Genomic DNA, 24,790 nt, shown 5'->3' on the forward strand with positions numbered 1-24,790 from the left:
GCCCGCCGCCGGACGCCCGCCGGACGCCCCGCGGGCGCACGCCGGGCGCACGCCGGGCGCACGCGGGTCCGCCCGCGCAGCCTCAGTCGATCCTGTGGACGTCCAGCTCGCCGTCGGCGTAGCGGCGCCGCAGGACCTTCTTGTCGAACTTGCCCACGGAGGTCTTCGGGACCTCGGCGATGAACGTCCAGCGCTCGGGGACCTGCCACTTGGCGATCCGGTCGGCCATGAACGCCTTGAGCTGGTCGGCGGTGACCGCGGCGCCCTCGCGTACGACCACCGAGGCGAGCGGGCGCTCCTGCCAGCGGTCGTCGGGGACGCCGACCACGGCGGCCTCGATGATGTCGGGGTGGGCCATGAGGTGGTTCTCCAGCTCGACCGAGGAGATCCACTCGCCGCCGGACTTGATCACGTCCTTGGCGCGGTCGGTGAGGACGAGGTAGCCGTCGGAGCTGAGCGTGCCGACGTCGCCGGTGCGCAGCCAGCCGTCGTGGAACTTCAGCGGGTCCTCGTCCTGGTAGTACGCGCCGGTGATCCACGGGCCGCGGATCTCGACCTCGCCGACCGCGGTGCCGTCGTTCGCCAGCACCGAGTCGTCGTCGCCGACGATGCGGACCTCAAGCCCGGCGAGGATCCGGCCCTGCGTCTGGCGGTGCACCCACGCGGAGTCCGAGTCGGGCTCGACCCCGGCGGGCGCGTGCGCGACGGTGGCGACGGGCGAGGTCTCGGTCATCCCCCACGCCTGAACGATCCGTACGCCGATCTCGTCGAAGCCCTTCATCAGCGCGGCGGGCACCGCCGAACCGCCGCACGGCACGAGCCGCAGCGAGCTGAGGTCCGAGCCGTGCTCCTTGGTGTGGCGCAGGACGTCGGACCAGATGGTCGGGACCGCGCCCGCGATCGTCGGGCGCTCGGTCTCGATGAGCCTGACGAGCGGCTCGGCCTGCAGGAACCGGTCCGGCATGATCAGGTCGGCGCCCGCCATGAGCGCGGCGTACGGCAGGCCCCAGGCGTTCGCGTGGAACATCGGGACGACCGGCAGGACGCGGTCGGTGGCGTTCAGGGTCATCGCGTTGCCCGTGCAGACCGCCATGGAGTGCAGGTACGCGGACCGGTGCGAGTAGACGACGCCCTTGGGGTTGCCGGTGGTGCCGCTGGTGTAGCACATGGCGGCGGCCTGGCGTTCGTCGATCTCGGGCCAGTCGAACGTCGGGGGAGCGGCGGCGAGGAGCTCCTCGTAGGAGTGCACGGCCTTGCCCGCCTCGGCGAGGGCGGCGGTGTCGCCCGCGCCGACCACGACCACGTGCTTGATGGTCTTGAGCTGGTCCAGGACCGGGGCGAGCAGCGGGATCAGCGTGCCGTCGACGATGACGACCTGGTCCTCGGCGTGGTTGGCGATGTAGACGAGCTGGTCGGGGAAGAGCCGCAGGTTGAGCGTGTGCAGGACCGCGCCCATCGAGGGGATGGCCAGGTAGGCCTCGAGGTGCTCGGTGTTGTTCCACATGAACGTGGCGACGCGCTGGTCGGAGTCGATCCCGAGCGCGCGCAGCGCTCCGGCGAGGCGCGCGGCCCGCTCCCCGACCTCGGCGTACGTGCGGCGGCGGGCTCCGTCACCCGTCCAGGTCGCGACCTCGCCGGCGCCGAAGACACCGGACCCGTAGCGCATGATCGAGGTGATGGTCAGCGGGAAATCCTGCATCGTGCTCCACACGGCGCGCCTCCAGCTCGGCGGGATTCCAGAACCGGATTCTTGCCGGTGGAAGCCCGGATTGTCAGCACTTGCGGTGCACGTTTTCGTCAAGCCTGGGGCGGTATGTCGGGGAAATCGTCCCCGAGGCCCGCGTCGTCACGGAGCCTGGCCATCGCCCTCGAAACCGTGCTCTTGACTGTGCCGACGCTGACGCCGAGCACCTCGGCGATCTCCGCTTCGGGCATGTCCTCGTAATAGCGCAGCATCACCGCGAGCCGTTGCCTCGTGGGCAGCCGATCGAGCGCGCGGCCGAGCGCGTCGTGCATCTCGCTGCGCCGGGTGTGGTCGTCGACCGGCTGGTCGGGAAGCTCGTCGGTCGGGTAGATCTCCAGCTTTCTCCGCCGCCACCAAGAGATCTGCGTGTTGACCATGGCGCGGCGCACATAGCCGTCGACCGATGCGCGATCATTGATGCGATCCCACGCGAGGTAGGTCTTCGCCAGCGCGGCCTGGAGCAGGTCCTCGGCCTCGGCCCGGTCGCTGGTCAGCTGCGTCGCCGCGCGCAGCAGCGCCGGCCCCCGGGCCGCGACGTACTCGCGGAACTCCTCGTGCCGCGTCGTGTTCACAGCACCACCGACTTCAAAGCACCACCGACCCAGGGGTTATGGGGAATTCAGCGGTGATCTTGAGTGCCAAGATCCCGATGTTCATGACGATGGCACGAAGATCGTAATTCCGGGCCAACAAAAAAGACATATTCGGGTCAACCAGTGTAGGAATACTCCCCCAGGTGTGAAGGACCTCAACCCGGTGCATGACTTATCGGATAAATCCGTCGACAGAGGGGTGACCGCGCGTGACTCTTGACTCACTGTCCTAACAGCAGTGGCCACGAGTCAAAGACCCCGATGCCGGAGTAACGCCATGCCGCTTCCCCGCTTGCATGGAGCCAGGCGTCGACGTCACCGGGAGGCCGTTCTGGGCGCGCCGAGGCGCCCGGGCTCCCCTGACGCTCGCCGAGCACCGCTCCCCGCCCTGACCGGCACGATTCTCGACGCCAGCCCGCACCTCCTGGTGCTGCAGACGGCCGGCGGCGAGCGACGCCTGCCGATGACGCAGGCCACCCGGGTCTGGCACGGCGGGCGCGGGGGCCTCGCCGTCCTGCGCCCGGGCCGCGACGTGATCGTGCGCCCGACCCCCGACGGCCTCGGGGCGGACCGCGTCTGGGTCGAGATCGGCCGGGTGACCGGCACCATCCTGGCGTGCGGGCGGGACACCGTGGAGGTGGACATGGGCCCTCACCGCGGGCAAGCCCATGTGGTGATCCCCCCGCACGCCCTCGGCCAGATCCTCGTGCGCCACCCGCGCCTGGAGCCCGGCTACCTCATCGACGTCATCTGCGTCCGCTCCCCCAACGGTCCCCAAGCCGTTCGCCCCGGCACGTCCCAGCCGGGCCACCGAGCCGACACCCCACCATCGCCCGATCCCCACGCGCCCGCGGCCGACCCCCTGCAGGGCACCTGCACCTGGTTCGGCGGTGCGGCCTACACGCCGCCCCCGGGCATCCAGACCTGGGCCGCGCACCTGAACGAGGCCGGCCCGTCGCACAAGCTCCACCCGGGCCTGCGGACGCCGTCCCATGGGAGCGCACACACGGCCGCGGACGAACACGCCGCCCTGACGCTCCCCGACATGCGCCCCTCGCCCCCGAGCGCCTACAAGCGGCCTGCGGACGACGGGACGCTGACCGTGCCGGACATGCGCGCGGTGAACCCGGAGGACATGCGAGCGGCGCACGCGGAGGGCCCGGGGGCGGCGCACGCGGAGGGCCCGGGGGCGGCGCACGCGGAAGACTTGCGAGCGACGCACGCGGAAGACCTGGGGGTTCGGGGCGGGGGGAGTGTGCTGACCGTTCATGCGCGGGAGGAGGGGAGCGCGTATGCCGGGCAGGCGTGGGGGAGCAGTGGAGGAGGTCCGGCCCGGGCCGCCGAGGAGGCGGCGGTCCCGGGCTGGGCCGGGACGCTGGCCGACACGTACGACCTGCTCGGCAGGAGCTCGGTGGGGGTCGCGCGGGCCAGGCGTGGATCGGTAGGCGATGCCTATCGGCTCGTGGGGGCGAGCTATCCGGCCGTGGACCCCGAGGGCGAGGGCGGCGGATGTGCTGACGCGCCAACGGGTTGTGTGGCGCTCCCCTACCTGTCGCTGGGCAGCGAGCTGATCGTCCACAACGAGTGCACCGGGCGTAGCGGCGTGATCCCGGTGGTGGAGTGCGGCTGCGTGGCGGCGCGGTACTGCGACCGCTGCGTGGAGTGCGAGACGTCGCCTCGGGGACGGCTCGTCGAGCTCACCCCGGCGGCGTTCGTCGGCCTGGGCGGCGACCTTGAGGCCGGGTGCTTCAACGTGACGCTGCGGCATCAAGCGCCAGGGAGGGCCTAGCCATGGTCGCGGTCTTCCAGAACACACAAGTGCTGTTGCTGGCCTCGGTGTTGCTGATCGCCTGCCTGGCCAAGCTGACCATACGCGAGCCGGTGAGTCCCTCTCATGTGCATGGGGTGCCGTTGCCGAAGCGGACCAGCCTCTTGCGGCAGAGCCGTCCGGTCAGTGTCGGCCTGGGGCTCACCGAGGGCGGGCTGGGGTTGGCACTGCTGCTCACCTCGCATGTGTCCGTACGGCTGGCCACCACGGTCGCCTTCGCCGTGGCGACGTGGGCGGTCGGGGAGCTGAAGGTGCGGCGGCCCGACATCGGGTGCGGCTGCTTCGGGGGACTGAGCACCAAGCGGGTCGACCGGCGGAGCGTCGTACGGGCGAGCCTGTTCACCGTGGCGGCGCTGGCCTCGATCACCGCGCCGCACGCGGGCGTGGAGGTGCTGCGGAACGGCACGACGCAGGTCGGGCTGGTGCTGGCGGTGGAGCTGGCCGTCTTCGCGGCGCTGTCGCCGGAGCTGTCGGTGCTGTTGCAGCGGCACGGGCTGCGGCACCGGCCGCAGGAGCCGTGCGAGCGGCGGCGCAGCACGCTGGAGGAGACCTACGCGACGCTGCACGAGAGCCGGGTGTGGGCCGAGCACGAGGACGAGGTCGTCAGCGCGACGCCGCTGGACGTGTGGCGCGAGGGGTGCTGGCGGTTCCTGGTCTTCCCGGCGCGGGTGGACGACCAGGCCATGGAGCTGGTGTTCGCGGTGTCCACGGCCGAGCGGGAACGGGACGTGCGCATGGTGCTGGTGCCCGCCTCTGCGCTCGTATAAGCGATTCTGGGCAGGACTCTAGAAAGCCCTATAGAACGGCAGACGGCATCGCTTGACGAATCTACGGCTTTCTAGGGCCTGCTTTAGAGAGCCGTAGATTCTTATGAAGAGCGATGTCGATGCAGGCTTATAAGAGCTTCTAGCTTTGACGCTAGAAACCCGTAGAGAGATATAGCGGGGGTCGTCGGGTCAGGCGGGCTGGGATCTGAGGAACTTGCCGAAGTGCGGCACGGTGAACGCGACCAGGCCGCGCTCGGCGCTGTAGACGAGGCCCTTCTTGATGAGGCCGTCGCGGGCGGGCGAGAGGCTGGAGGGCTTGCGGCCCAGTTCGTCGGCCACCGCGGCGGTCGCAACGGGCTCGTCACCGAGGACGGCCATCGCGCGCATGTAGTCGCGTTCGGCCGGGGTGGCACGCTCGTAGCGGCTGCCGAAGAAGCCGACCGCGAGCTCGCTCTCCGCCTCGGGCGCGGCGACCTTGATGTCGTCGGCGGTGATCGGGGTGTCGGGCGCGACGTCCCAGACGACCTTGGCGTACGCCTGGACGAAGTAGGGGTAGCCGTCGGCCGCGACGTAGAGCGCGTCGAGCGCCTCCTCGGTGAAGGTGACGTCCTCGCGTTCGGCCGGGGCCATCAGCGCGTAGTCGGCGGACTCGCGGTCGAGCCGGTCGATGCGCGCGTAGCGGAACAGGCGCTCGGAGTAGGACTTGCTCGCCGACAGGACGGCGGGCAGGTGAGGCAGGCCGGCGCCCACGACGATCAGCGGGCCGCCGTTCTGGGACAGCTCGTGGCAGGCGGCGCAGAGCGCGGACACGTCGTCGGCGGGGATGTCCTGCATCTCGTCGACGAACAGCGCGATGCCGACGCCCACGTCCGTGGCCACCGACGCGGCGTCCACGAACAGCTCGGTGAGGTCGATCTCCAGGTCGCCCGAGTCGGCGCGGCCGCGCGCGGCGGGCACGTCGATGCCGGGCTGCCAGCGGTGCACGCGGGCCTTGGACTTGCCCGTGGGCTCCTCGCCGGCCTGGGCGAACGCCTTGAGCACGCCGAGGAACTCCTCGATGCGGTCCGGCGCGCGGTGGCGCGGCGCGAGCTCGCGGATCGCCATGTGGAGCGCGGAGGCGACCGGGCGGCGGATGGACTGGTCGGGACGCGCCTCGATCTTGCCGGTCCCCCACAGCCGCTGGATCGCCATGGAACGGAAGGAGTTCAGCAGGACGGTCTTGCCCACCCCGCGCAGCCCGGTGATGATCATGCTGCGCTCGGGTCGCCCGCGGGCCACCCGTTCGAGCACCACCTCGAACTGCTGGAGCTCGCGGTCGCGACCGGCGAGCTCTGGGGGGCGCTGCCCTGCGCCCGGGGCATAGGGATTGCGCACGGGGTCCACGCTCTCGGACTCTATGAGGCGATATAGCTGCGGCCGTAGATTTGCGTAGAAACTCGTACGGCGTGTCGCGTTCGGGCGTGCCGCCCTGCAGCGCGCCACAGCGGAGCCGCGTGAGCGGTCCAGGCCGCCGACCCCGTCGAGGCCGCAGTCGACCGGGGCCCCCGCCGCCGGACGACCCGCGGTCATCGTCGCCACCATTGCCGCCTCCCCGGGCGAGCGCGTTCGAACATGCAGGTCGAACTTCTGTTCGACTATTCGAACACACTAGCGCATGGACTCCACCCCCGTCACGCGGGTCCCGCTAATCCGTTCGATGATGTTGGCAGCCGCCTACGACACTTCCGTTCACCCGGCAAAACTCGCCCTTTTCGCAGGTCGGGGCATATGCGAACGACCCGGCGCCGCGAGGCGGTGCCGGGTCGTTCACGCGGGCCGTACGGGCAGATCGGACGAGCAGGTCCAGGCAGGTCGGGCAGGCGCGTCGTAGGTCAGGTCGGACGGCCGGATCAGCCGTGAGGTCGGACGGCCGGATCAGCCCTCGGCGGCAGCGTCGGCGCGGCCGCGCTTGAGGGCCTCGCCGATCTCGATCGTCCGGCGGGTCTGGAACTCCATCGCGGTGAGCGCGATCTCGTCCGGCGGGATCTCGCCGTTGGCCGAGACGTGGCTCGTGCCGTACGGGTTGCCCATCTGGAACTGGATCGGGTCCGCGTAACCGGGCGGCACGATGATGGCGCCCCAGTGGTAGAAGGTGTTGTTCAGCGCGAGGATCGTCGACTCCTGGCCGCCGTGCGGGGTGGCCGAGGCGGTGAACGACGACATCACCTTGTTGACCAGCAGGCCTTGGCCCCACAGCGGGCCCGTGGTGTCGATGAACTGCTTGAGCTGGGCGGCCGGCATCCCGTACCGGGTCGGCGCGCCCATCAGGATGACGTCGGCCCATTCGAGGTCGTCCAGCGTCGCCTCGACCACGTGCTGGGTGGCCTCGGCATGGTCGGCCCAGCCCTGGTTGGAGGCGATCGCCTCGTCGGGGGCCAGCTCCCTGACCTTGCGCAGGCGCACCTCGGCGCCGGTCTTCTCCGCCGCGGTGGCGGCGGTCTTGGCGAGCTTGAAGATCGTTCCGGTCGCGGAGTAGTAGATGATGGCGACCCGGAGCGGAGCGTCGAGCGACATATCTTTTCCCTTGTCTTTGTCTTCTGAGTGAAGCGCGGACGAGGTGTCGGTCAGTCCAAGGCCTCGTCGGCGGCGGAGAGGTGCGGGACCTTCTCAGCAGGGATCGTTCCCATCCGCCCGGCTTGGAAGTCCTCGAACGCCTGGATGATCTCGTCGCGGGTGTTCATGACGAACGGTCCGTACCGCGCGATGGGCTCGCGGATCGGCAGCCCGCCGAGGATCAGGATCTCCCAGCCGTGCTTGTTCGCGAGCGCCTGACTGTCCGCGGCGCGCACGACCAGGCCGTCGGTGTCGCCCTTGTGGTGCGAGCCGCCGAAGACCGCGAGCCGGCCGTCGCCGACGGCGACCTCCTCGACCCCGGCGGTGCCGCGGCCGGCCAGCGAGTAGACCAGCGCGTTGAAGTCCTGCGGCCAGGGCAGCTTGAGCTGCGCGCCGGGCGCGACGGTCGCGTGCAGGTAGGTGATCGGTGTGTACGTGACGCCGGGCCCCTCGTAGCCCGCGACCGAACCGGCGATCACCCGTACGAGCGAGGCGCCGTCCTCGGCCGCCAGCAGCTTCACGTCGCGCGCCTCGATGTCCTGATAGCGCGGCGGAACCCACTTCTGCGAACGCGGCAGGTTGACCCACAGCTGCACGCCGTGGAACAGGCCGCCCTTGGTGACGAGCTCGGGCGGCGGCTGCTCGATGTGCTGGATCCCGGCACCGGCGGTCATCCACTGGGTGGCGCCGTCGGCGATCACGCCGCCGCCACCGGTGGTGTCCTGGTGCTGAAACGTGCCCTCGAGCATGTAGGTGACGGTCTCGAAGCCCCGGTGCGGGTGCCAGGGCGTGCCCTTGGCCTCGCCCGGCGCGTACTCCACCTCGCCCATCTGGTCGAGGAGCAGGAACGGGTCGGCGAGCGGCAGGTCCACGCCCGGGAACGGGCGGCGGACCTGGAAGCCCTCGCCCTCGAGGTGGCGCTGGGCGGTGACGACCTTGGCGACCCGGCGCCATCCGGTGCCGGTCTCGGGCAGGTGCGGCAGGCGGGGCAGCGTGAGCGGATCCGCCATCACGGCAGGCATCTCGGCTCCTTCTTCCTGGGTTGGTCGGTCGCCTCGGAGAACGTAGTTGAAACGTAAACTATTCCGTCGCACGGGGCAAGTAGTTGAATCTTCAACACGCGCATATACTGTCGGGCATGAGCGAACCACGCTGGCTCGACGCCTCACAACAGCGTGACTGGCGGTCCTTCATCGAGGGCAGTATCCGCCTGAACGATCTCCTGGACCGTGACCTCAAGGCCAAGCACGGCCTGTCGATGTCGGAGTACGAGATCCTGGTGCGGCTGTCCGAGGCCCCGGACCGCCGCCTGCGGATGGCCGAACTGGCCGAGCACGCGAGCCAGTCACGAAGCCGCCTGTCCCATACCTGTTCCCGCCTGGAGTCCAAGGACCTGGTGTTCCGCGGCGGCTGCCCCAACGACAAGCGAGGCGTCTACGCGCACCTCACCGAGAAGGGCTACGCCGCCCTCGAACGCGCCGCGCGAGACCACGTCGAGACCGTACGGGACTTCTTCGTGGACATCATCCAGCCCGAGGACCTCGAGGCCGTAGGCCGCGCCTTCGGCGCCGTCAACAAACGCGTCACCGAAGCCGGCTGACACCCACCTCCGGCCGCCAGGCCCGCCGTCATTCGGCGGCCCGCCCAGTTCAGCCACCCCGCTGGTCGGCCCCACCGCCGGTCGGTCTGTCGTCGCTCGGCGCCGCCCCTGGTGGGCCTGCCGTCGCTCGGCGCCGCCCCTGGTCGGTCTGCCGCCGCCCGGGCGCCACCGCTGGTCGGGCCGCTATCGGTCGGCGGTCTGCTGATTCGGCCACCCCTCGGTCGGGTCTGCGGTCAGAAGGGGAGGCCGGTGAGGCCGGTGAGGAAGCCGACCGAGATCAGGGTGAGGAAGCACCAGCCGGCCATCATGCCGTAGCCGAACGGGCGCCACGTTCCGCCGACCTTCCAGATCAGCAGGCTGCCGAGGCCGAACGCGAACACGATCAGCGTGACCATCTGGGGCAGCAGGCTGGGCCGGCGGCTCATCATGAGCGGGGCCGACATCATCACCAGGTCGACGAACAGGAACGTGCCGAAGCCGGCTCCGGCGGCTCGCAGGAAGCTCGCGCTCGGGGCGTCACTGCGTTCCCACCGCCGGACCTTCAGTCGTGGCGCGGCCTCCTGCGGTGACTCCATCTCGACGTTGGAGGCCACCGAGAAGATCTCGTCCTCAAGGCTGGGCCCGCCTTGCGCGTTCGGAACATTTGAGACATGCGGAAGATCCGTCTCCTCAGGATCCGCCATGCCGGCTCCCTCGGCCGGGGGACGCCGGGCGGGGGCCCGGCGGGGGGTGAAGTCGCCAGTTCTCGGCGCGCCCGCCCCCGTCCCCATGTACGACGGACGCGCTCCTAGACGCACCGTAGCGAACCGAAGGTCCAACACGAAGGTGCTCTGGCATGCCATCCTGCAGAAGTGCCAGGCAGAAGGGTGTTCCGTACCGCAGCGTTCATGACCGCGTTCGTCTCCGTCACCTCGGCGGCGGCCGGATGCGGCGGTGACGGCTCCGATTCCAAGGGCGGGAGCTCGGCTTCACCTCCCACTGCGGCCTCCCCTTCCGCGTCCACCCCGGCACCACAGTCGCCCTCGCCATCCCCGAGCAAGAGCGCCGAGCCTGAGCGGTTCCAGTCGGCCGTCAAGAAGGTCTCGGCCGACGATCTCCCGCACTCCTGGCACAAGGGCTGCCCCGTCTCGCCGTCCGGTCTGCGGATGATCGAGATGACGTACTGGGGCATGGACCACAAGCCGCACGCGGGCGGGAAGCTCGTCGTCAACGCCGAGGCCGCCGACAAGCTGGTCGGGGTGTTCCACAAGCTCTTCGAGGAGCGCTACCCGATCCACCGCATGGAGCCCGTGGACGTCTTCAAGGGCAGCGACTTCGACTCGATCGAGGCCGACAACACCTCGGCGTTCAACTGCCGGAACGCGACCGGATCGAGCAACTGGTCGCAGCACGCCTACGGGCTCGCGGTCGACCTCAACCCCTGCGAGAACCCGTACGTCACCGCGAGCGGGCACGTCGAGCACAAGGACTGTGTGAAGTTCGCGGACCGCTCCAGAAAGGATCCCGGGGTCATCCACAAGGGTGACAAGACCGTCCGGGCGTTCGCCTCGATCGACTGGGGCTGGGGCGGCAGCTGGGACGGAACCCGCGACTACCAGCACTTCTCCAGCAGCGGCCGCTGATCGCCGAGCGGCCGGTTCGGTACGGACGGCCCAGCGAACCAAGGGCCGAGCGGGCCGAAGACCAAGCGTCCCAACGCCGAGCGGGCCGAAGCGGGCCGATCAGGGCCGCGTGCGCCCGCCGACGGGGTTCCACTGCTCCGTGGACGGCGGGACTGGACGGACCGACGGGGACTCGAGCGGGGCCCCCGCCCGGGTCATCCGATCGCGACGAGCGCGATCACCAGGATCGCGACGACGGCCACCACCGCGACGATGCCGATGATCAGGCCCATGTTCGGCCCCGACTTCTCGGACTGTCCTTGCTGGAAACGCTGGAACTGCTGAGTGGTTCCAGCCGGATCTTGCGGATTCTGAGACATGGCGAAGAGGGTAACGGATGATTTCTCCGTCTTTCATGCCGTTTAGCCCTATCGACCTGCAAACACTGCCTTGGTCTCGACCGCGAGCTCGTCCCCCTCGGGCGACAACTCCAACGTCGCAGTGGCCGAGGACAACTCTCCCAAGCGCCTCACATGCGTTCCCCCGCAGGGGATGGAGACCTCTCCATCAGGGAGTGAACAGTGCCACTCCCGCCTCGCGGTGAGCTCCGGCGACGGCACCTCGATCCGTACGGGCGCGTCGCTCGCGAGCCACTCGGCCAGCAGCCCGTTGATCTCCTCGGTGAGCGCGGGCAGATCGTCCGCGAGGCCTTCGGCGGTGAACCCCTTCTTGCGGAGCGACTTCCCCAGCCGGTAGGTGTCCAGGCTGCCGCCCTCCACGATCCGCGACGAAGTGATCGCGAGCGAGTCGAAATCGGGGCGGCCGAGGCCGTCGTTCCGTGCCTCCTTGCGCCAGCGTGGGGCCAGCGCCGCGTTCAGCGCCAGCGCCATCAGGTGGCAGGCGGTGTGCCCGGCCGACAGCGCCCGCCGGCGGTCGGGATCCACCTCGAGATCGGCCGGTTCACCGACGGCGACCTCCCGTTCGACCACGTGGACCACGAGCCAGTCCCAGCCCTCGTCGCCGCGCCGTACGGGGATCTCCGTGCCCAGCAGCAGCGCGCCGGAGCCCGCCTCCTCCATCGCGCCCGTCAGGCAGTCGACGACCCGGTGACGCACCTCGTCGACGACGATCAGGCCGGTGTCGGCGGGCTGGTCGGGCCAGGTGTGGTCGAGGGGATGGAACGGCGTCTCCCGGGTCACGACGCCGAATCCGCCGCCGTCCAGCCCGATCGCGGCGAGCACCTCGGACCGCCCGGAGACCGCTCCGGCGGGAAAGGTCACCTGCGTCGATTGTCCGCTGTTCCCCACGTTCACCGACGCTACCAGCAGTCACCGACACCTCTACAGGCCGTCACCACATGGAAACGCCCCCGCGGGCTCGGTGCCCGCGAGGGCGTCTGGTGATGCGCTTCTTATTGCGTCGTAGGGCGTTACCTACTGCGTTCGTGCCGCGTTCGGTGATGCGGAGGGTGTGGGATTCGAACCCACGACGACTGTCCCCAGCCGTGGTCGCTTTCAAGGCGACTGCACTAGTCCACTATGCGAACCCTCCAGGCCTGCAGGCCGCAGACCACGATAGCGGCCGGACGGACCTCCCATCGACCCGATATGCCGCCTGGGCCTGCACGGGCTAGGTCGGCGGGGGGACCTTGTAGCCCGGGATGGACGGCCAGCGCACGGTCATGACGACGGAGTCCTCCTCGGCGTACCAGGAGTGGTCGACGCCCCGGGCCCACACCACGTACTCCCCCTGGGCGGCCAGGACCACGTCCCCGTCCGGGAACTCCATCCGGAAGCGCCCGCTGATGAGGACGAGGAGGGCGGTCCGCTTCTCGCCGGTGGCCCACTGCGCACGCCGCTCACCGCGCGGATGAACGCCCCACTTGATCTCGACCTCGTCGCTGTGCCGGATGTCGCCCTCCGGCTTGAAATGCCCGAGCAACCAGCCGCTGTCGGCCGCCGCGTCGGCGGCCGCCTTCCCCACGTACACCCCATCCATCACGAGGCGCGAGGCTAGCGCAGCACACCGGAAAAGAAATTCTTGGCGAGCATGTCGAGCGGCGCGCTTCGGCTCCGACCACCTGGCATCAGCATGATGACGAACCCAAGGAGTCACTGGCCATGCGAAAGATCATCTACTTCGTCCACACCTCGCTCGACGGCTTCATCGAGGGCCCGAACGGCGAGTTCGACTGGCCGCGGATGGAGGACGAGCTGTCGGCCTTCTCGTTCGAGCTGTCCGACCGCGCCGACACCGTCATGTACGGGCGGGTCGTGTGGGAGATGATGTCCGGCTACTGGCCGAACGTCGAGTCGATCAGCGACCACCCGCACGACCTGAAGTACGCCCCGATCTGGCGCGCCACCCCGAAGATCGTCTTCTCCCGGACGATGGAGAGCGCCGAGCACGGCGCCCGGGTGATCGGGAAGAACCTGGTCGAGGAGGTCACGGCGCTGAAGAACCAGCCCGGCAAGGACCTGCTGCTCATGGGCGGCTCGGCCCTGCCCGGCGCGCTCACCGAGCTCGGCCTGATCGACGAGTACAACATCGTGGTGCACCCGGTCGTCCTCGGCGGCGGCCTCCCGGTGCTGGGGCACCCGGCCCACAGGGTCGGCCTGGAGCTGGCCGAGACTCGCACGTTCGACGGCCAGACCGTGCTGTTGCGCTACGCCTCCGCTTCCGCCTCCGCCGCTTCCCCCTCCACCTCCGCGTGAACGCCGAAGGCCGCCCCGACTGGCGGGGCGGCCTTCGTTGACGCGGATTCACCGGCGTTTGCGCGCTTACTCGGCCTGGGGGCGCTGGTAGGCGAAGCCGTCGCCGACGACCGCGGCAAGGAGCAGGTAGGCCTCGCGCGTGGCGGGAGCGAGCTGCTCCAGCTCCACCTCGGCACCCTCCTCCAGGTGGTCGTCGTACGGGATGCGCACCACGGCGCGGCAGCGGCTCTCGAAGTGAGCCTGGAGCTTGTCCAGGTCCACCTGGCTGCGCGTACGGTTGCGCACCATCGACAGCACGACCACGCCGTTGCGGACCAGGTGCCCGTGGTCGTGGGCCTCCAGCCAGTCGAGCGTCGCGCTGGCCGAACGGGCGCCGTCCACCGACGGCGAGCTGACCAGGACGAGCTGGTCGGCCATCGCCAGAACGCCGGCCATGGCCGAGTGGAGCAGGCCGGTGCCGCAGTCGGTGATGCAGATCGAATAGAACTGCTCCAGGACGATCGCGACCTCGGTGTAGTCCTCCGCGCTGAACGCCTCGCTGATGGCGGGGTCGCGGTCGGAGGCGAGCACCTCCAGGCGGGCCTCGTTCTGCGAGGTGAACGTCCGGACGTCGGCGTACCGGTGGATCTTGTCCTTGTCGTTCAGCAGGTCGCGCACGGTCGCGGCCGTCTCCAGCCGCACCTTGTCCGAGAGCGTGCCGCGGTCGGGGTTGGCGTCCACGGCGATCACGCGGTCGCCGCGCATCGACGACAGCATCGAGCCGAGGCCGGTCGTGGTGGTCGTCTTGCCGACGCCGCCCTTGAGCGACATCACCGCGACGCGGTGGTGGCCGCCCGCGACGGGCGTACGGGTGCGCCCGACCAGGTCCTTGCGGCGGACCTCACCCTGCGACTCGCCCGGGTGGATGTTGCCGCCACTGGCCTTGTAGACCGCGCGGCGCCAGCCGGCGGACGGCGCGATGCGGCGCTCGCCGAGAAGGTTCTCGGAGCTCAGGCTCTCGGGGCCCTGCTGCTCTTGCGGCTGCTGCGGGTATCCCTGGCCGGGCCCAGGCTGACCTGGCTGCCCCGGCTGACCCGGGTATCCGGGCTGCCCCGGGTATCCGGGAGGAGGCCCCTGGTAGGGACCGCCCTGCGGACCACCCTGCCCGGGCGGCGGGTAGCCGACCGGCGGACCCTGAGGCGGGCCCTGTTGCGGCCCGGGAGCGTACCCCTCGGCCGGGCCGGGAGCGCCGGGACCGTACGGGCCGGGAGGCATCTGGCCGGAGCCCGGACCGTAGGGCGGCATGCCCTCGCCACCGGGCGGGGGCGGCGGGCCCTGCTGCGGCGGAGGATCGCCGTACGGGTACTGCTGCGGCCCACCCGGCTGCTGCTCGGGCCCACCGAACTGCTGCTGGTCCGGTCCACCGAACTGCTGCTGCTCAGGACCGCCGAACTGCTGCTGGTCGGGCGCACCGAACTGCTCGGGCGGGTAAGGCGGAAGCGGCTCTAGAGGAGGCGCACCCTGGCCGTTGGGTCCCTGCGGGCCATAGCCGCCGTCGAAGGGCTGCTGGTCGTACGCCGGGCCACCTTCATATGGCCCCTGCGGACCATCGAACTGGCCGCCCTGCGGTCCCGGACCCTGCGGCGGGCCATCGAACTGCTCCTGCTGCAAGGGACCGCCATCGAAGGGAGGCTGATGCCCCCGCTGGTTGGGGTCGTCATACGGCTGGTGCTCACCCGGACCGCCCTCGAACGGGGGCTGAGGAGGCTGCGGGCCCTGCGGGCCACCGTAGGGAGGCGGCGCCTGGGGGCCGCCCGGACCGGGCTGGCCCTCGAAGGGCGGCATCTGGGACGGGTCGTAGGGCGGGAAACCGCCGCCGTAGGGAGGCGGCAGCATGCCGCCATCGAAAGGCTGAGGCATGGGGCTGCCGTCGTACGGCTGCTGATGCCCGGGGCCAGGACCGCCCTGACCGCCAGGGCCCTCGAACGGCGGAGGGGCCGGGAGCTCCCCGTACGGCGGGAAACCAGGAGGCGGAGGCATCGCGCCCTGCTCGCCCCCAGGCGGAACCGGGGGCGGGCCGAAGCCGCCCTGCGCCGGGTCATGGAAGGGGGGAGGTGCCGCGAGCCACGGGTTCTGCTCGTCCTCAGGCGGCATCGGCCCAGGACCGCCCTGCTCCATGCCAGGGCCGGGACCACCGGGACCAGGCCCAAAGCCACCCGGGCCAGGGCCAGGCCCGCCGGGGCCGGGACCGGGACCGCCGGGGCCGGGACCGCCGGGGCCGGGACCGCCGGGGCCGGGACCGCCGGGGCCAGGGCCGCCGGGGCCAGGGCCACCAGCGCCGGGGCCAGGGCCACCAGCGCCGGGGCCGGGAGCACCGAAATCGGCGCCGGAGTCACCCGGGCCAAGCCCGCCAGGGCCCGTGTCACCAGGGCCAGGGGCGCCGGGAGCCCCAGGGCCGCCAGGGCCCGAGCCGGGCTGGGTGGTCTCGGGGTTCGGGCTCGGCGACCGCCTGACCTTGCGGGTCGCGGTGTCCTCGTACTCCTCCGCGATGGTCTGCTCGACGTCGTCCTGAGGCACGTCGTCCACGTCGTCGGAAGGCGGCGGCGAGGAGGGTTTGTCGGTGGCGGCGGGCGGCGCGTCGTCAGCGGGACCGCCGGCCTCGCTGTTCATCGCGTCGAGGGAGGCCAGGCGCTCCTCCAACGAACGCCCGTCGTGATCGTGCTTTGCCACCGGTGTCTCCCCTCGGCAATGCCTGAGATAGATCATTTGCGGAGTTAGAACGGCATTAGCCTCAGGACAGGGTACCCGTGGTCTAATACCATGCATCCCCAGACGTAAAGCCGCTTCCCCCCTGTTTCGCGACATTTCTCCTGCGCCCGGGGAGGCGCTTCGGGTCCCACCGTCCCCGGTAGCGTGAGCTGTATGCATGCGATCGTTATCCGCGAGCCCGGAGACGCCGGCGTACTGGAGTGGACCGAGGTCCCCGACCCCGTTCCGGCGCCCGGAGAAGTGCTGATCGACGTCGCCGCGAGCGCCGTCAACCGCGCCGACACCATGCAACGGATGGGGTTCTATCCGCCCCCACCCGGGGCACCCGAATATCTGGGTCTGGAAGCCTCAGGCACAATCTCGGCGCTCGGCGAGGGAGTGACCGGCTGGCAGGTCGGCGACGAGGTCTGCGCACTGCTCGGCGGCGGTGGTTATGCCGAACGAGTGGCCGTGCCCGCGGGCCAGGTCCTGCCGGTGCCGAAGGGCGTCGGGCTGGTCGAGGCGGCCGCGCTGCCCGAGGTCGTGTGCACGGTCTGGTCGAACGTCTTCATGATCGCGAAGCTGGCCGCCGGGGAGACCTTCCTCGTGCACGGCGGGGGCAGCGGCATCGGGACGATCGCGATCCAGCTGGCCAGGGCGACCGGCGCCCGCGTCCTCTGCACCGTGGGCAGCGAGGCCAAGGCGGCCCGCTGCCGCGAGCTGGGCGCCGAGGTGGCGATCAACTACCGCGAGGACGACTTCGCCTCGTACGGGCCGTACGACGTGATCCTCGACCACATGGGCGCCAAATATCTGGCCGCCAATCTCGACTCTCTCGCGACCGGCGGCAGGCTCATGATCATCGGGGCGATGGGCGGCACCCGGACCGAGATCGATCTGAGCAGGCTCCTGGGCAAGCGGGCCTCCATCCACGGCACTGGCCTGCGGTCCCGTCCGTTGGACGAGAAGGCCGCGATCGTGGCCTCCGTACGCCAGAACGTGTGGCCGCTGATCGAGTCGGGGGACGTCACGCCGGTCGTGGACCGGACGCTGCCCATGCGGGACGCGTCCGAGGCCCACCGGCTCCTCGAGGACAGCGCCCACACCGGAAAGATCTTGCTGACCGTGTGAAACTGGAGACATCATGAATGAGCCTTCGAACAACCAGTCTGAGCAGGAGCCACAGGTTCTCGTGGTCGGCCCGAACGGCATCGCCCTGGAGGGCGGCGGCGAGGACGGCGAAGAGAAGTCGATCACCGACATGGTTGAACAGCCCGCCAAGGTGATGCGGATCGGCGGCATGATCCGGCAGCTCCTCGAGGAGGTCAAGGCGGCCCCTCTCGACGAGGCCAGCCGGGCCCGCCTCCGTGAGATCCACAAGTCGTCGATCAAGGAGCTCGAGGACGGTCTCGCCCCCGAGCTGGTCGAGGAGCTCGAACGGCTGTCCCTGCCGTTCACCGAGGGCGTCGTCCCGAGCGAGTCGGAACTGCGCATCGCCCAGGCCCAGCTGGTCGGCTGGCTGGAGGGCCTGTTCCACGGGATACAGACCACCCTGTTCGCCCAGCAGATGGCGGCCCGCGCCCAGCTCGAGCAGATGCGCCGCGCCCTGCCCGCCGGCATGGTCCCGCCCGGGGCCTCCGACGACCAGCACGGCGGCGGCCACTCCGGCCCCTACCTGTAGGTCATCCCGCCGAGGGGCCGAGGCACGCGCCGTTCACCACCCGCGTGCCTCCCCCTCCCAGGCACGAGTTCGAGGGTTACGGGAAGAGGCGTTCCAGGATCTGGGCCACGCCGTCGTCGTCGTTCGAGGCGGTCGTGCCGGTGACGGTGGCGAGGACCTCGGCATGCGCGTTGGCCACGCCGAACGAGGTGCCCGCCCAGGTCAGCATCGGCAGGTCGTTGGGCATGTCGCCGAACGCGACGACCTCGTCGGCCGTGATGCCCTTCTCCGCGCACATCTCCGCCAGGGCGCTGGCCTTGGTGACGCCTTGGGCGCTCATCTCCAGCAGGCCCCGGCCGGACGAGTGGGTGACCGTGACCAGGTCGCCGACCGCCTTCTCCGCCTTCTCGGCGAGCCAGTCGGGATCGGCGCTCGGGTGGAACGCCAGCAGCTTGGTGCCGGGCCGGTCGACCAGCGCCTCGCCGTCCACCGGGCGGCCGCCCACGGCCTCGGCGTCCCAGTCACCCAGGTTGTAGCGGGCCTCGAAGACGAAGCCGGTCGGGTACTCCACGGCGAACCGCAGCTCGGGCACGGCGGTGCGGAGCCGTTCCACCGCCTTGGCGATCACGTCGGGCTGGATCATCGTCGCGCGCACCACGGACTCGGTGTGCAGGTCGTAGACCACGGCCCCGTTGGCGCAGATCGCGACGCCGTGATGCGCGACCGCGTTCGCGATCTCGTGCATCCAGCGCGGCGGACGGCCGGTGACCATGACGAGATAGGCCCCGCCGCGTTCGACGCGGGCCAGGGCGGCGACCGTACGGGCCGAGATGGAGCCGTCGGTGCGCACGATCGTTCCGTCGAGGTCGGTGGCGACCAGACGCGGCGTGAGATCAGACATTTCACCTACCAGTCTCGCCGCATTGTGATCTTCCCCGCATCCCCTCGGCGGAAAAGCTCGCACCCATGTCACCGGGGCGGCCCGAGAACCAGCCTAAGTGACACTTACGACACATAGCTCACACAAGACCCTTTTCTCCACCCCCGCCCCACGTCTACGGTGTGCTCACCGGGCGGCCATCTCCCGGACGACCGAATCTGAAAACTTCTTCACGTTCATCGCACTGTGTGGAAGGTCGTTACGGATGACCCCGAAGTCCCCCCGGCTGGTCACGGCCGCCCTGACCGGCACGCTCGCCCTCGCCCCGCCGACGCTCGCCGCCCCCGCATCCGCCGCCGAGACCCCGGCCAAGGCCACCACCGCCGCCGCCGCATCCGCCTCCCGCGCATCCGCCTCCCGCGCATCCACCGCCCGTGCGTCCACCGCCCGTGCGTCCACCGCCCGTGCGGCCGGCGTGCGCGCGGCCGGCGTGCGCGCGGCCGGCGTGCGCGCGGCCGGCGTGCGCGTGATCAGGGTGAACGGCGCGAACAACGTGCGCGACCTGGGCGGCTACACGGCGGGCAACGGCAGGCACGTCCGCTACGGCCTGGTCTACCGGTCGGCCTCGCTCAGCAAGGTCACCCCGGCCGGTGTCGCCGCGCTCGGCCGCCTCCGCCTGAGCGCCGCCGTCGACTTCCGTTCCCAGGGCGAGGTCAGCGGCGACGGCACCGACCGCCTCCCCAAGGGCGTCACCCCGGTCGCCGCGCCCATCAACCCGGCCTCGACCACGCTGCTGAGCCTGCCCGCCGACCTGCTCAAAGCGCTCCTCGCCGAGAACAAGGCCGCCGGGTTCATGGAGCTCTCGTACCGCGGCTTCATCCACGACCCGGCCTCGCGCAAGCAGTTCGCGGGCGCACTGCGCCGCATCGCCGCCGGTAAGGGCGCGGTGCTCTACCACTGCACCGCCGGCAAGGACCGTACGGGCACGATGTCCGCGATCCTGCTGACCACGCTCGGCGTGAACAAGAAGCAGGTGTACGCCGACTACCTGCGTTCCAACAGGGAGCTGGCCGCGAGCAACGCCGCCCAGCTGGCCAAGCTCAAGAAGTACGGCATCGACCCGGCCCTGGTCTCGCCGCTCCTCACCGTCCAGGCCTCTTATCTCGACGCCGCGTTCGACCAGATCAAGCGGGACTACGGCACGTTCGACGCGTTCCTCGGCAAGGGGCTCGGCATCGACGCCGCCACCAAGGCCAAGCTCCGCCACCGCCTGCTCAAGTAGCGAGTAGCGAGCAGCCTCAACGCGAAGGCCCCGCGGTCAGCACTCGACCGGCGGGGCCTTGGCGATGCGTTCAGCGCTTGACCGGCTCCAGGACCTCCAGGCCCAGGTACTTCTGCAGGGCCTCGGGCACCCGCACCGACCCGTCGGCCTGCTGGTGGTTCTCCAGGATGGCGACGATCCAGCGGGTCGTGGCCAGCGTGCCGTTCAGCGTCGCGACCGGCCGCGTCTTGCCGCCCTCGTCACGGTGCCGCACGGCCAGCCGCCGCGCCTGGAACTCGGTGCAGTTCGAGGTCGAGGTGACCTCGCGGTAGGCGTTCTGCGTCGGCACCCACGCCTCGCAGTCGAACTTGCGCGCGGCGCTGGCGCCCAGGTCGCCCGCCGCGACGTCGATGACGCGGTACGGCAGCTCGACCTTGGCCAGCATCTCCTTCTCCCAGCCGAGCAGCCGCTGGTGCTCCTCGTGCGCGTCCTCGGGGTCGCAGTAGGAGAACATCTCGACCTTGTCGAACTGGTGCACCCGGATGATGCCGCGGGTGTCCTTGCCGTACGAGCCGGCCTCGCGCCGGAAGCACGACGACCAGCCCACGTAGCGCCGCGGGAGCTCGTCGATGATCTCGTTCATGTGGTACGCCGCGAGGGGCACCTCCGACGTTCCGACCAGGTACAGGTCGTCGGCGGGCAGCTGGTAGACCTCGGCGGCGTGTGCGCCCAGGAACCCGGTGCCCTCCATGGCCTCCGGCTTCACCAGCACCGGCGGGTACATCGGCACGAAGCCCGACTGGACGGCCTGGTCCATGGCCATGTTGAGCAGCGCGAGCTGGAGCCGCGCGCCCACACCGGTCATGTAGTAGAACCGCGCGCCCGACACCTTGGCGCCGCGTTCCATGTCGATGGCGCCCAGGCTCTCGCCCAGCTCCAGGTGGTCCTTGGGCTCGAAGTCGAACGTCGGGATCGCGCCGACGTGCTCGAGCGTGACGAAGTCCTGCTCGCCGCCCGCCGGAGCGCCCTCCTCGATGAGGTTGGGCACGCCCTTCAGCAGCGCGTCGAGCTCGCCGCCGAGCCGGTCCGCCTCGGCCTCGGCCTCCTTGACCTGCTGCGCCAGCTCCTTGGCGCGGGCCAGCAGCGCCTGCCGCTCGTCGCCCTGGGCCTTGGAGACGGACTTGCCGAAACTCTTCTGCTCGGCGCGCAGCGACTCGAAGCCGGACAGCGCGGAACGGCGCCGCTCGTCCAGGTCGAGAAGCGTGTCGACGACGGCCACATCCTCGCCGCGGGCGCGCTGGGACACGCGCAGCCGCTCGGGATCCTCGCGAAGAGCTCGAAGGTCAATCACAGTTCTGAGGCTACCGGCACGCACCCCCGCTCCGCGCCCGAGTATCAGCGCGCGGCAAGCTCGGTGTCATGGACGATCTGGAGTTCGCTCTCGCCCTGGCCGACCGGGCCGACGAGATCACGCTGGGTCATTTCGCCCGTACCGGCGACCTGACCGTTCAGTCCAAGCCCGACCGTTCACTGGTCACCGAGGCCGACACCGCCACGGAGCAGGCCCTGCGCGCCGACATCCGCCGGGCGCACCCCACCGACGCCGTCCTGGGCGAGGAGCAGGGCAGCAGCCCCTCCGCCTCGCACCGCCGCTGGATCATCGACCCGGTCGACCACACCAACAACTTCGTGCGCGGACACCCCGTCTACGCGACCCTGATCGCCCTGGAGGAGGACGCCGAGATCACCGTCGGCGTCGTCTCGGCGCCCGCCCTGGGTCGCCGATGGTGGGCCGCCCGGGGCCAGGGCGCGTACGCCGACGGCGAGCGCATCGCGGTGTCCCGCGTCAGCGCCCTGTCAGACGCCCACGTGTCCATCGCCGCCCTGCACCGCTGGAACCGCCGCGGCCTCGTCCCGGCGATCACCGAGATCGCGACCACGGCCCTGTACGAGTGGGGCTCCGGCGGCTTCTGGGCCAGATGCTCGTCGCCGAAGGGCGCCTGGACGTCTCGCTCGACCCCTGGGGCCAGATCTGGGACCTGGCCGCCTCCAAGGTGATCGTCGAGGAGGCCGGCGGCCGGCTGACCGACCTCACCGGCGCACCCCGCATCGATCAGGGCTGCGCCGTCGTCACCAACGGCCTGCTCCACGACCAGGTCATTTCGTTCCTTTAGCCAGCAGGGCATGGGCGGGCAGGGCCACGGTCCCCTCGCCCTTCGTATAGCCGCCGACGATGAGGTCGTAGGCGCCCTTGATCCGCGCCACGGTCTCGTCGTCCTGGCGCCCCACGATCACGCCGTTCGTCCCCACCCTCGACAGGGCGCCGGTCTCCCACCACTCCTCGGGGTCGACCAGGTGGTCCCAGGTGATCTCGACGACCTCGGCCTTGAAGCCCGCCCCGGCCACCAGTGCCTGGAACGGCCCCACCTCGCCGTACTCCAGGAAGGGCGTGTTGGGGATGTCGTCCGGCCAGGCGACCCCCACCTGCTCGATCGCGTCCCGCACGATCGCCAGGGCGCCGCTTCCGGGCATCTTCCAGCACGTCAGGGCGAGCCGCCCGCCCGGCCGCAGCACCCGCCGCAGTTCCTTGAGCGCCACATCCGGCTCGCCCACGTGGTTGATCACGAAGTTGCCGACGACCGCGTCGAACTCCTCGTCCTCGAAGGGGACCTCCGGCAGGATCGCCTCCTGCACCTCGATCCCCGCGTTCCGGGTGGCGGTCTCGACCATGTCCGGGTCGGCGTCGACGGCCGACACCTCGGCTCCCCGCCGCACGGCCGCCAGCGAGACGAACCCCGGGCCCGTCCCCACGTCCAGCATCCGCGTCCCCCGCCCCACGCCGCCCGCGTCCAGCAACGGATCGATGGTGTACGAGGTCAGCCGCGCGAACCCGCGCTCGTAGGCCGAGGCGCGCCCGGCCCACAGTTCGCGCTCGTATTCGTCGAAGTCCATAGCCACCCAAGAAGAGTAACCCCCTGACTAGGGTCAACCAAAGCCAGAGGGGCCCACCGAACCGGAGACGCCCCTCCGGCCCGATGGGCCCTAGACGACCGGCCGGACTTCAGCTCCCAGGTGAACGGAACTCCCCTGGCAGGAATCCGACCGGCCGCCGGTCAGCGAACGTCAACGTAGTCGCCGACGCTACTGGCGCCACGATAGGTGCTGCTGCCCGCATAGGTCGCCAGCCACGTACCGTCCTTGGACGCCTTGAACTTCCACAGGAACCAGCCACTGGCCCCCGTCTTCACCACGGCCACCCGCGCCCACCTCGCAGAATCCTTCGCCTTGAAGTAGACGTCCACGGTCGCCCCGCTCCCCGGCTTCCACGTGCCGACGAGCCGCTCGAGGCGCCCCTGGACGGCCAGCGTCCGCCCTTTCCGCACGGGCTCCGGAGAGGCGTTGAACGACGCGATCCGCGTGTAGAAACGCACCTTGACGTAGTCCGCCGGGCTGACGCTCGGCGCGTCATCGGTATAGGGCGATGCGTTGCCGGACCCCCCGCCGCGGTAGACGGCCCGCCACTGACCGTCCGTGGACGCGGACGCCGACAACGTGAACGTGAACCAGCCATGCGGTCCGCTGGTGCTCTGCACCACGTCGCGCCAGGTCTTGCCGTCCGGTGAGAACTGCAGCGCGATGGGAGCACCCGCCACGACAGCCTGCGGACCGGTCGCCCCACTGCGGAGCACCTGCCCGCGTGCCGTCATCTTCGAGCCGGCCATGATCGGCTCCGGCCCGGCGTCGAAGCCGTTGATCACCGTGGTGTACAGCAGATTCCGGCGATCGGTGTTGGCGTAGGCCGCCTCGTAGTCGCCGGCAGGGCCGAAGTTCGCCTGCCACCAGCCCGCCCCAAGGGCCGCGACCTCGGCGGTGAACCGGCCGTCCGCCCTGGTCTCCACCGTCATCACTCTACGGCTGGTGACCATGCCTGCCATCTGCAGGAAGTTGATCGCGACCTGAGCGTTGGCGAGGCCCCTCCAGCCGGTGTCGTCCTGCCGTTCCAGGAGGCCGGTCAGGACCACCCGGTCACCCACGCGCTGAGCGGGGGTGTCACTCACGGTGATCCGGGTGGCGTACCGAGGCCTGGTGACGCTGATGGTCTTCATGGTCGCCGGGGCGTACGGGCCGGTCGGATCGGAGGTCAGTCGCAGCTGACCCGTCTCGGTCGTCCGCCACACCAGGGAGAACCGGCCGTCGGCGTCGGTCTGGGCGCTCAGGCCCACGCCACCGTTGTACTCGTAGACGCGCACGCCGACGAGCGGCTGCGCCTCCCCGCCGGCGTCCAGATGCACCAGCCGGCCGGTGATGGTGACCGTGTCGTGTTCGTCGTCGACCTTGGTCCGGTCCTGCGTGACCTCCGCCAACTGGGTGGGGAGGCGCTTGCGGACGAGGCCGGAGCGGCCCTCGTGCTGGTCGCCGCCCTCGTCCCAGGCCGTGACCACGATCTCGTAGTCGCCGACCGGTGGATCCCAGAGCTCGTCGGTCGTGTAGACCGCCCTCCGGTCGTCGACCGAGCGAGCGGTCAGCTTGTCGCTGGTCGAGACCAGGTCGTTCGTGCCCGCCTTGTAGAGGCGAGCCTGGACGCGCTTGATCGGCAGATCATGGGTGACGCTCGCCTTCGCTCCGAACGGGCGCTCGTAGTAACTCATGAAGTTGCCGTTGGCGGTGACCGCCGTGACCTGGACGACCTGCAGATCGGCGGCGGGGCCCGCCAGCGCTCGTCCCGGTTGCAGCACGGCCAGCACCACGACGAGCGAGGCCAGGGCCGCCAGAAATCTACGCAAAGCACTCCTCCGCGTGTTGATCAGCACGAAGGAGACGGT

General features: G+C 70.4%; 24 protein-coding genes and 1 tRNA gene. 10 read left to right on the top strand and 15 right to left on the bottom strand.

The features are described from left to right. Positions 1 to 82: 82 nt before the first annotated feature. Positions 83 to 1,699, bottom strand: coding sequence for a long-chain fatty acid--CoA ligase (locus J4573_RS19555; protein ID WP_243773229.1), 1,617 nt, complete (start codon positions 1,697 to 1,699; stop codon positions 83 to 85). Between the two features lie 98 nt (positions 1,700 to 1,797). After that, a complete protein-coding gene (locus tag J4573_RS19560) occupies positions 1,798 to 2,316 on the bottom strand; it encodes a SigE family RNA polymerase sigma factor (RefSeq protein ID WP_208257171.1) in 519 nt (172 codons plus the stop codon). Between the two features lie 298 nt (positions 2,317 to 2,614). On the opposite strand from J4573_RS19560, the gene J4573_RS54110 reads away from it, so the two are divergent. After that, the gene (locus J4573_RS54110) at positions 2,615 to 4,126 is read left to right on the top strand and encodes a hypothetical protein (protein ID WP_243773230.1); all 1,512 of its coding nucleotides are present in this window, start codon (positions 2,615 to 2,617) and stop codon (positions 4,124 to 4,126) included. Positions 4,127 to 4,128: 2 nt separating this feature from the next. Beyond that, positions 4,129 to 4,932 (top strand): MauE/DoxX family redox-associated membrane protein, encoded by an 804-nt coding sequence (locus J4573_RS19570; protein ID WP_208257172.1) that lies wholly within the window; start codon positions 4,129 to 4,131, stop codon positions 4,930 to 4,932. Between the two features lie 189 nt (positions 4,933 to 5,121). Here the strand turns inward: J4573_RS19570 and J4573_RS19575 are convergent, their stop codons facing one another. From J4573_RS19575 to J4573_RS19585, 3 genes are all read right to left on the bottom strand, one after another. Next, positions 5,122 to 6,306 (bottom strand): ATP-binding protein, encoded by a 1,185-nt coding sequence (locus tag J4573_RS19575; RefSeq protein WP_443605353.1) that lies wholly within the window; start codon positions 6,304 to 6,306, stop codon positions 5,122 to 5,124. A 540-nt stretch (positions 6,307 to 6,846) separates the two neighbouring features. Next, entirely contained in the window at positions 6,847 to 7,485 is a 639-nt protein-coding gene (wrbA, locus tag J4573_RS19580) for an NAD(P)H:quinone oxidoreductase (protein ID WP_208257174.1), read from the bottom strand. Positions 7,486 to 7,535: 50 nt separating this feature from the next. Then, the gene (locus J4573_RS19585) at positions 7,536 to 8,546 is read right to left on the bottom strand and encodes a pirin family protein (RefSeq protein WP_208257175.1); all 1,011 of its coding nucleotides are present in this window, start codon (positions 8,544 to 8,546) and stop codon (positions 7,536 to 7,538) included. 116 nt (positions 8,547 to 8,662) lie between these two features. On the opposite strand from J4573_RS19585, the gene J4573_RS19590 reads away from it, so the two are divergent. Next, a complete protein-coding gene (locus J4573_RS19590) occupies positions 8,663 to 9,124 on the top strand; it encodes a MarR family winged helix-turn-helix transcriptional regulator (protein ID WP_208257176.1) in 462 nt (153 codons plus the stop codon). 233 nt (positions 9,125 to 9,357) lie between these two features. Here J4573_RS19590 and J4573_RS19595 read toward each other — a convergent pair whose 3' ends face one another. Then, complete coding sequence (locus J4573_RS19595) at positions 9,358 to 9,807, bottom strand: hypothetical protein (protein WP_243773231.1); 450 nt, start codon at positions 9,805 to 9,807, stop codon at positions 9,358 to 9,360. Positions 9,808 to 9,975: 168 nt separating this feature from the next. On the opposite strand from J4573_RS19595, the gene J4573_RS19600 reads away from it, so the two are divergent. Beyond that, entirely contained in the window at positions 9,976 to 10,746 is a 771-nt protein-coding gene (locus J4573_RS19600; RefSeq protein WP_307796715.1) for a M15 family metallopeptidase, read from the top strand. A gap of 194 nt (positions 10,747 to 10,940) precedes the next feature. Here the strand turns inward: J4573_RS19600 and J4573_RS19605 are convergent, their stop codons facing one another. The 4 genes from J4573_RS19605 to J4573_RS19620 form a co-directional block, all read right to left on the bottom strand. Further along, the gene (locus J4573_RS19605; RefSeq protein WP_208257177.1) at positions 10,941 to 11,105 is read right to left on the bottom strand and encodes a hypothetical protein; all 165 of its coding nucleotides are present in this window, start codon (positions 11,103 to 11,105) and stop codon (positions 10,941 to 10,943) included. Positions 11,106 to 11,153: 48 nt separating this feature from the next. Continuing rightward, entirely contained in the window at positions 11,154 to 12,005 is an 852-nt protein-coding gene (locus tag J4573_RS19610) for an alanyl-tRNA editing protein (protein WP_208257178.1), read from the bottom strand. A gap of 182 nt (positions 12,006 to 12,187) precedes the next feature. Beyond that, a tRNA-Ser gene (locus tag J4573_RS19615) sits at positions 12,188 to 12,276 on the bottom strand. Positions 12,277 to 12,354: 78 nt separating this feature from the next. Beyond that, positions 12,355 to 12,723 carry a cupin domain-containing protein gene (locus J4573_RS19620; RefSeq protein WP_208257264.1) on the bottom strand — a complete coding sequence of 123 codons (369 nt, stop codon included), beginning with the start codon at positions 12,721 to 12,723 and terminating at the stop codon, positions 12,355 to 12,357. A gap of 122 nt (positions 12,724 to 12,845) precedes the next feature. On the opposite strand from J4573_RS19620, the gene J4573_RS19625 reads away from it, so the two are divergent. Beyond that, complete coding sequence (locus J4573_RS19625) at positions 12,846 to 13,439, top strand: dihydrofolate reductase family protein (protein WP_208257179.1); 594 nt, start codon at positions 12,846 to 12,848, stop codon at positions 13,437 to 13,439. A gap of 66 nt (positions 13,440 to 13,505) precedes the next feature. On the opposite strand, the gene J4573_RS56140 is transcribed toward J4573_RS19625, so the two are convergent. Beyond that, the gene (locus J4573_RS56140) at positions 13,506 to 16,148 is read right to left on the bottom strand and encodes a MinD/ParA family ATP-binding protein (RefSeq protein WP_307796716.1); all 2,643 of its coding nucleotides are present in this window, start codon (positions 16,146 to 16,148) and stop codon (positions 13,506 to 13,508) included. A gap of 192 nt (positions 16,149 to 16,340) precedes the next feature. On the opposite strand from J4573_RS56140, the gene J4573_RS19635 reads away from it, so the two are divergent. Together J4573_RS19635 and J4573_RS19640 are read left to right on the top strand one after the other, a co-directional pair. Then, positions 16,341 to 17,297, top strand: coding sequence for an NAD(P)H-quinone oxidoreductase (locus J4573_RS19635; protein ID WP_208257180.1), 957 nt, complete (start codon positions 16,341 to 16,343; stop codon positions 17,295 to 17,297). Positions 17,298 to 17,310: 13 nt separating this feature from the next. After that, positions 17,311 to 17,847 carry a bacterial proteasome activator family protein gene (locus tag J4573_RS19640; protein WP_208257181.1) on the top strand — a complete coding sequence of 179 codons (537 nt, stop codon included), beginning with the start codon at positions 17,311 to 17,313 and terminating at the stop codon, positions 17,845 to 17,847. 76 nt (positions 17,848 to 17,923) lie between these two features. Here J4573_RS19640 and J4573_RS19645 read toward each other — a convergent pair whose 3' ends face one another. Continuing rightward, positions 17,924 to 18,727 (bottom strand): Cof-type HAD-IIB family hydrolase, encoded by an 804-nt coding sequence (locus J4573_RS19645; RefSeq protein ID WP_208257182.1) that lies wholly within the window; start codon positions 18,725 to 18,727, stop codon positions 17,924 to 17,926. Between the two features lie 244 nt (positions 18,728 to 18,971). On the opposite strand from J4573_RS19645, the gene J4573_RS19650 reads away from it, so the two are divergent. Next, complete coding sequence (locus tag J4573_RS19650; RefSeq protein WP_208257183.1) at positions 18,972 to 19,988, top strand: tyrosine-protein phosphatase; 1,017 nt, start codon at positions 18,972 to 18,974, stop codon at positions 19,986 to 19,988. 70 nt (positions 19,989 to 20,058) lie between these two features. On the opposite strand, the gene serS is transcribed toward J4573_RS19650, so the two are convergent. Then, a complete protein-coding gene (serS, locus tag J4573_RS19655) occupies positions 20,059 to 21,318 on the bottom strand; it encodes a serine--tRNA ligase (protein ID WP_208257184.1) in 1,260 nt (419 codons plus the stop codon). A 68-nt stretch (positions 21,319 to 21,386) separates the two neighbouring features. Here serS and J4573_RS19660 point away from each other — a divergent pair, with 68 nt between their 5' ends. Then, the gene (locus J4573_RS19660; RefSeq protein ID WP_279575512.1) at positions 21,387 to 22,025 is read left to right on the top strand and encodes an inositol monophosphatase family protein; all 639 of its coding nucleotides are present in this window, start codon (positions 21,387 to 21,389) and stop codon (positions 22,023 to 22,025) included. Continuing rightward, complete coding sequence (locus J4573_RS55405; protein ID WP_279575513.1) at positions 21,947 to 22,141, top strand: inositol monophosphatase family protein; 195 nt, start codon at positions 21,947 to 21,949, stop codon at positions 22,139 to 22,141. The genes J4573_RS19660 and J4573_RS55405 overlap by 79 nt, the downstream gene beginning before the upstream one ends. On the opposite strand, the gene J4573_RS19665 is transcribed toward J4573_RS55405, so the two are convergent. Further along, positions 22,125 to 22,919, bottom strand: coding sequence for a class I SAM-dependent methyltransferase (locus J4573_RS19665; protein ID WP_208257185.1), 795 nt, complete (start codon positions 22,917 to 22,919; stop codon positions 22,125 to 22,127). The genes J4573_RS55405 and J4573_RS19665 overlap by 17 nt on opposite strands. 161 nt (positions 22,920 to 23,080) lie before the next feature. Then, entirely contained in the window at positions 23,081 to 24,751 is a 1,671-nt protein-coding gene (locus J4573_RS19670; RefSeq protein ID WP_208257186.1) for a hypothetical protein, read from the bottom strand. Positions 24,752 to 24,790: the final 39 nt, after the last annotated feature.

Origin of the sequence: Actinomadura barringtoniae (genome assembly GCF_017573505.1) — a bacterium.
GTDB lineage: Bacteria > Actinomycetota > Actinomycetes > Streptosporangiales > Streptosporangiaceae > Spirillospora > Spirillospora barringtoniae.

Excerpts from the sequence above, each read along its gene's own strand:
- J4573_RS19625 (WP_208257179.1), top strand. The coding sequence starts at position 12,846 with ATGCGAAAGATCATCTACTTCGTCCACACCTCGCTCGACGGCTTCATC.
- J4573_RS19620 (WP_208257264.1), bottom strand. The coding sequence starts at position 12,723 with ATGGATGGGGTGTACGTGGGGAAGGCGGCCGCCGACGCGGCGGCCGAC.
- J4573_RS19660 (WP_279575512.1), top strand. The coding sequence starts at position 21,387 with ATGGACGATCTGGAGTTCGCTCTCGCCCTGGCCGACCGGGCCGACGAG.
- J4573_RS19595 (WP_243773231.1), bottom strand. The coding sequence starts at position 9,807 with ATGGCGGATCCTGAGGAGACGGATCTTCCGCATGTCTCAAATGTTCCG.
- J4573_RS55405 (WP_279575513.1), top strand. The coding sequence starts at position 21,947 with ATGCTCGTCGCCGAAGGGCGCCTGGACGTCTCGCTCGACCCCTGGGGC.
- J4573_RS19650 (WP_208257183.1), top strand. The coding sequence starts at position 18,972 with ATGACCCCGAAGTCCCCCCGGCTGGTCACGGCCGCCCTGACCGGCACG.
- J4573_RS19555 (WP_243773229.1), bottom strand. The coding sequence starts at position 1,699 with ATGCAGGATTTCCCGCTGACCATCACCTCGATCATGCGCTACGGGTCC.
- J4573_RS19605 (WP_208257177.1), bottom strand. The coding sequence starts at position 11,105 with ATGTCTCAGAATCCGCAAGATCCGGCTGGAACCACTCAGCAGTTCCAG.
- J4573_RS19640 (WP_208257181.1), top strand. The coding sequence starts at position 17,311 with ATGAATGAGCCTTCGAACAACCAGTCTGAGCAGGAGCCACAGGTTCTC.
- J4573_RS19590 (WP_208257176.1), top strand. The coding sequence starts at position 8,663 with ATGAGCGAACCACGCTGGCTCGACGCCTCACAACAGCGTGACTGGCGG.
- J4573_RS19585 (WP_208257175.1), bottom strand. The coding sequence starts at position 8,546 with ATGCCTGCCGTGATGGCGGATCCGCTCACGCTGCCCCGCCTGCCGCAC.
- wrbA (WP_208257174.1), bottom strand. The coding sequence starts at position 7,485 with ATGTCGCTCGACGCTCCGCTCCGGGTCGCCATCATCTACTACTCCGCG.
- J4573_RS19665 (WP_208257185.1), bottom strand. The coding sequence starts at position 22,919 with ATGGACTTCGACGAATACGAGCGCGAACTGTGGGCCGGGCGCGCCTCG.
- J4573_RS19645 (WP_208257182.1), bottom strand. The coding sequence starts at position 18,727 with ATGTCTGATCTCACGCCGCGTCTGGTCGCCACCGACCTCGACGGAACG.
- J4573_RS19570 (WP_208257172.1), top strand. The coding sequence starts at position 4,129 with ATGGTCGCGGTCTTCCAGAACACACAAGTGCTGTTGCTGGCCTCGGTG.
- J4573_RS54110 (WP_243773230.1), top strand. The coding sequence starts at position 2,615 with ATGCCGCTTCCCCGCTTGCATGGAGCCAGGCGTCGACGTCACCGGGAG.
- J4573_RS19635 (WP_208257180.1), top strand. The coding sequence starts at position 16,341 with ATGCATGCGATCGTTATCCGCGAGCCCGGAGACGCCGGCGTACTGGAG.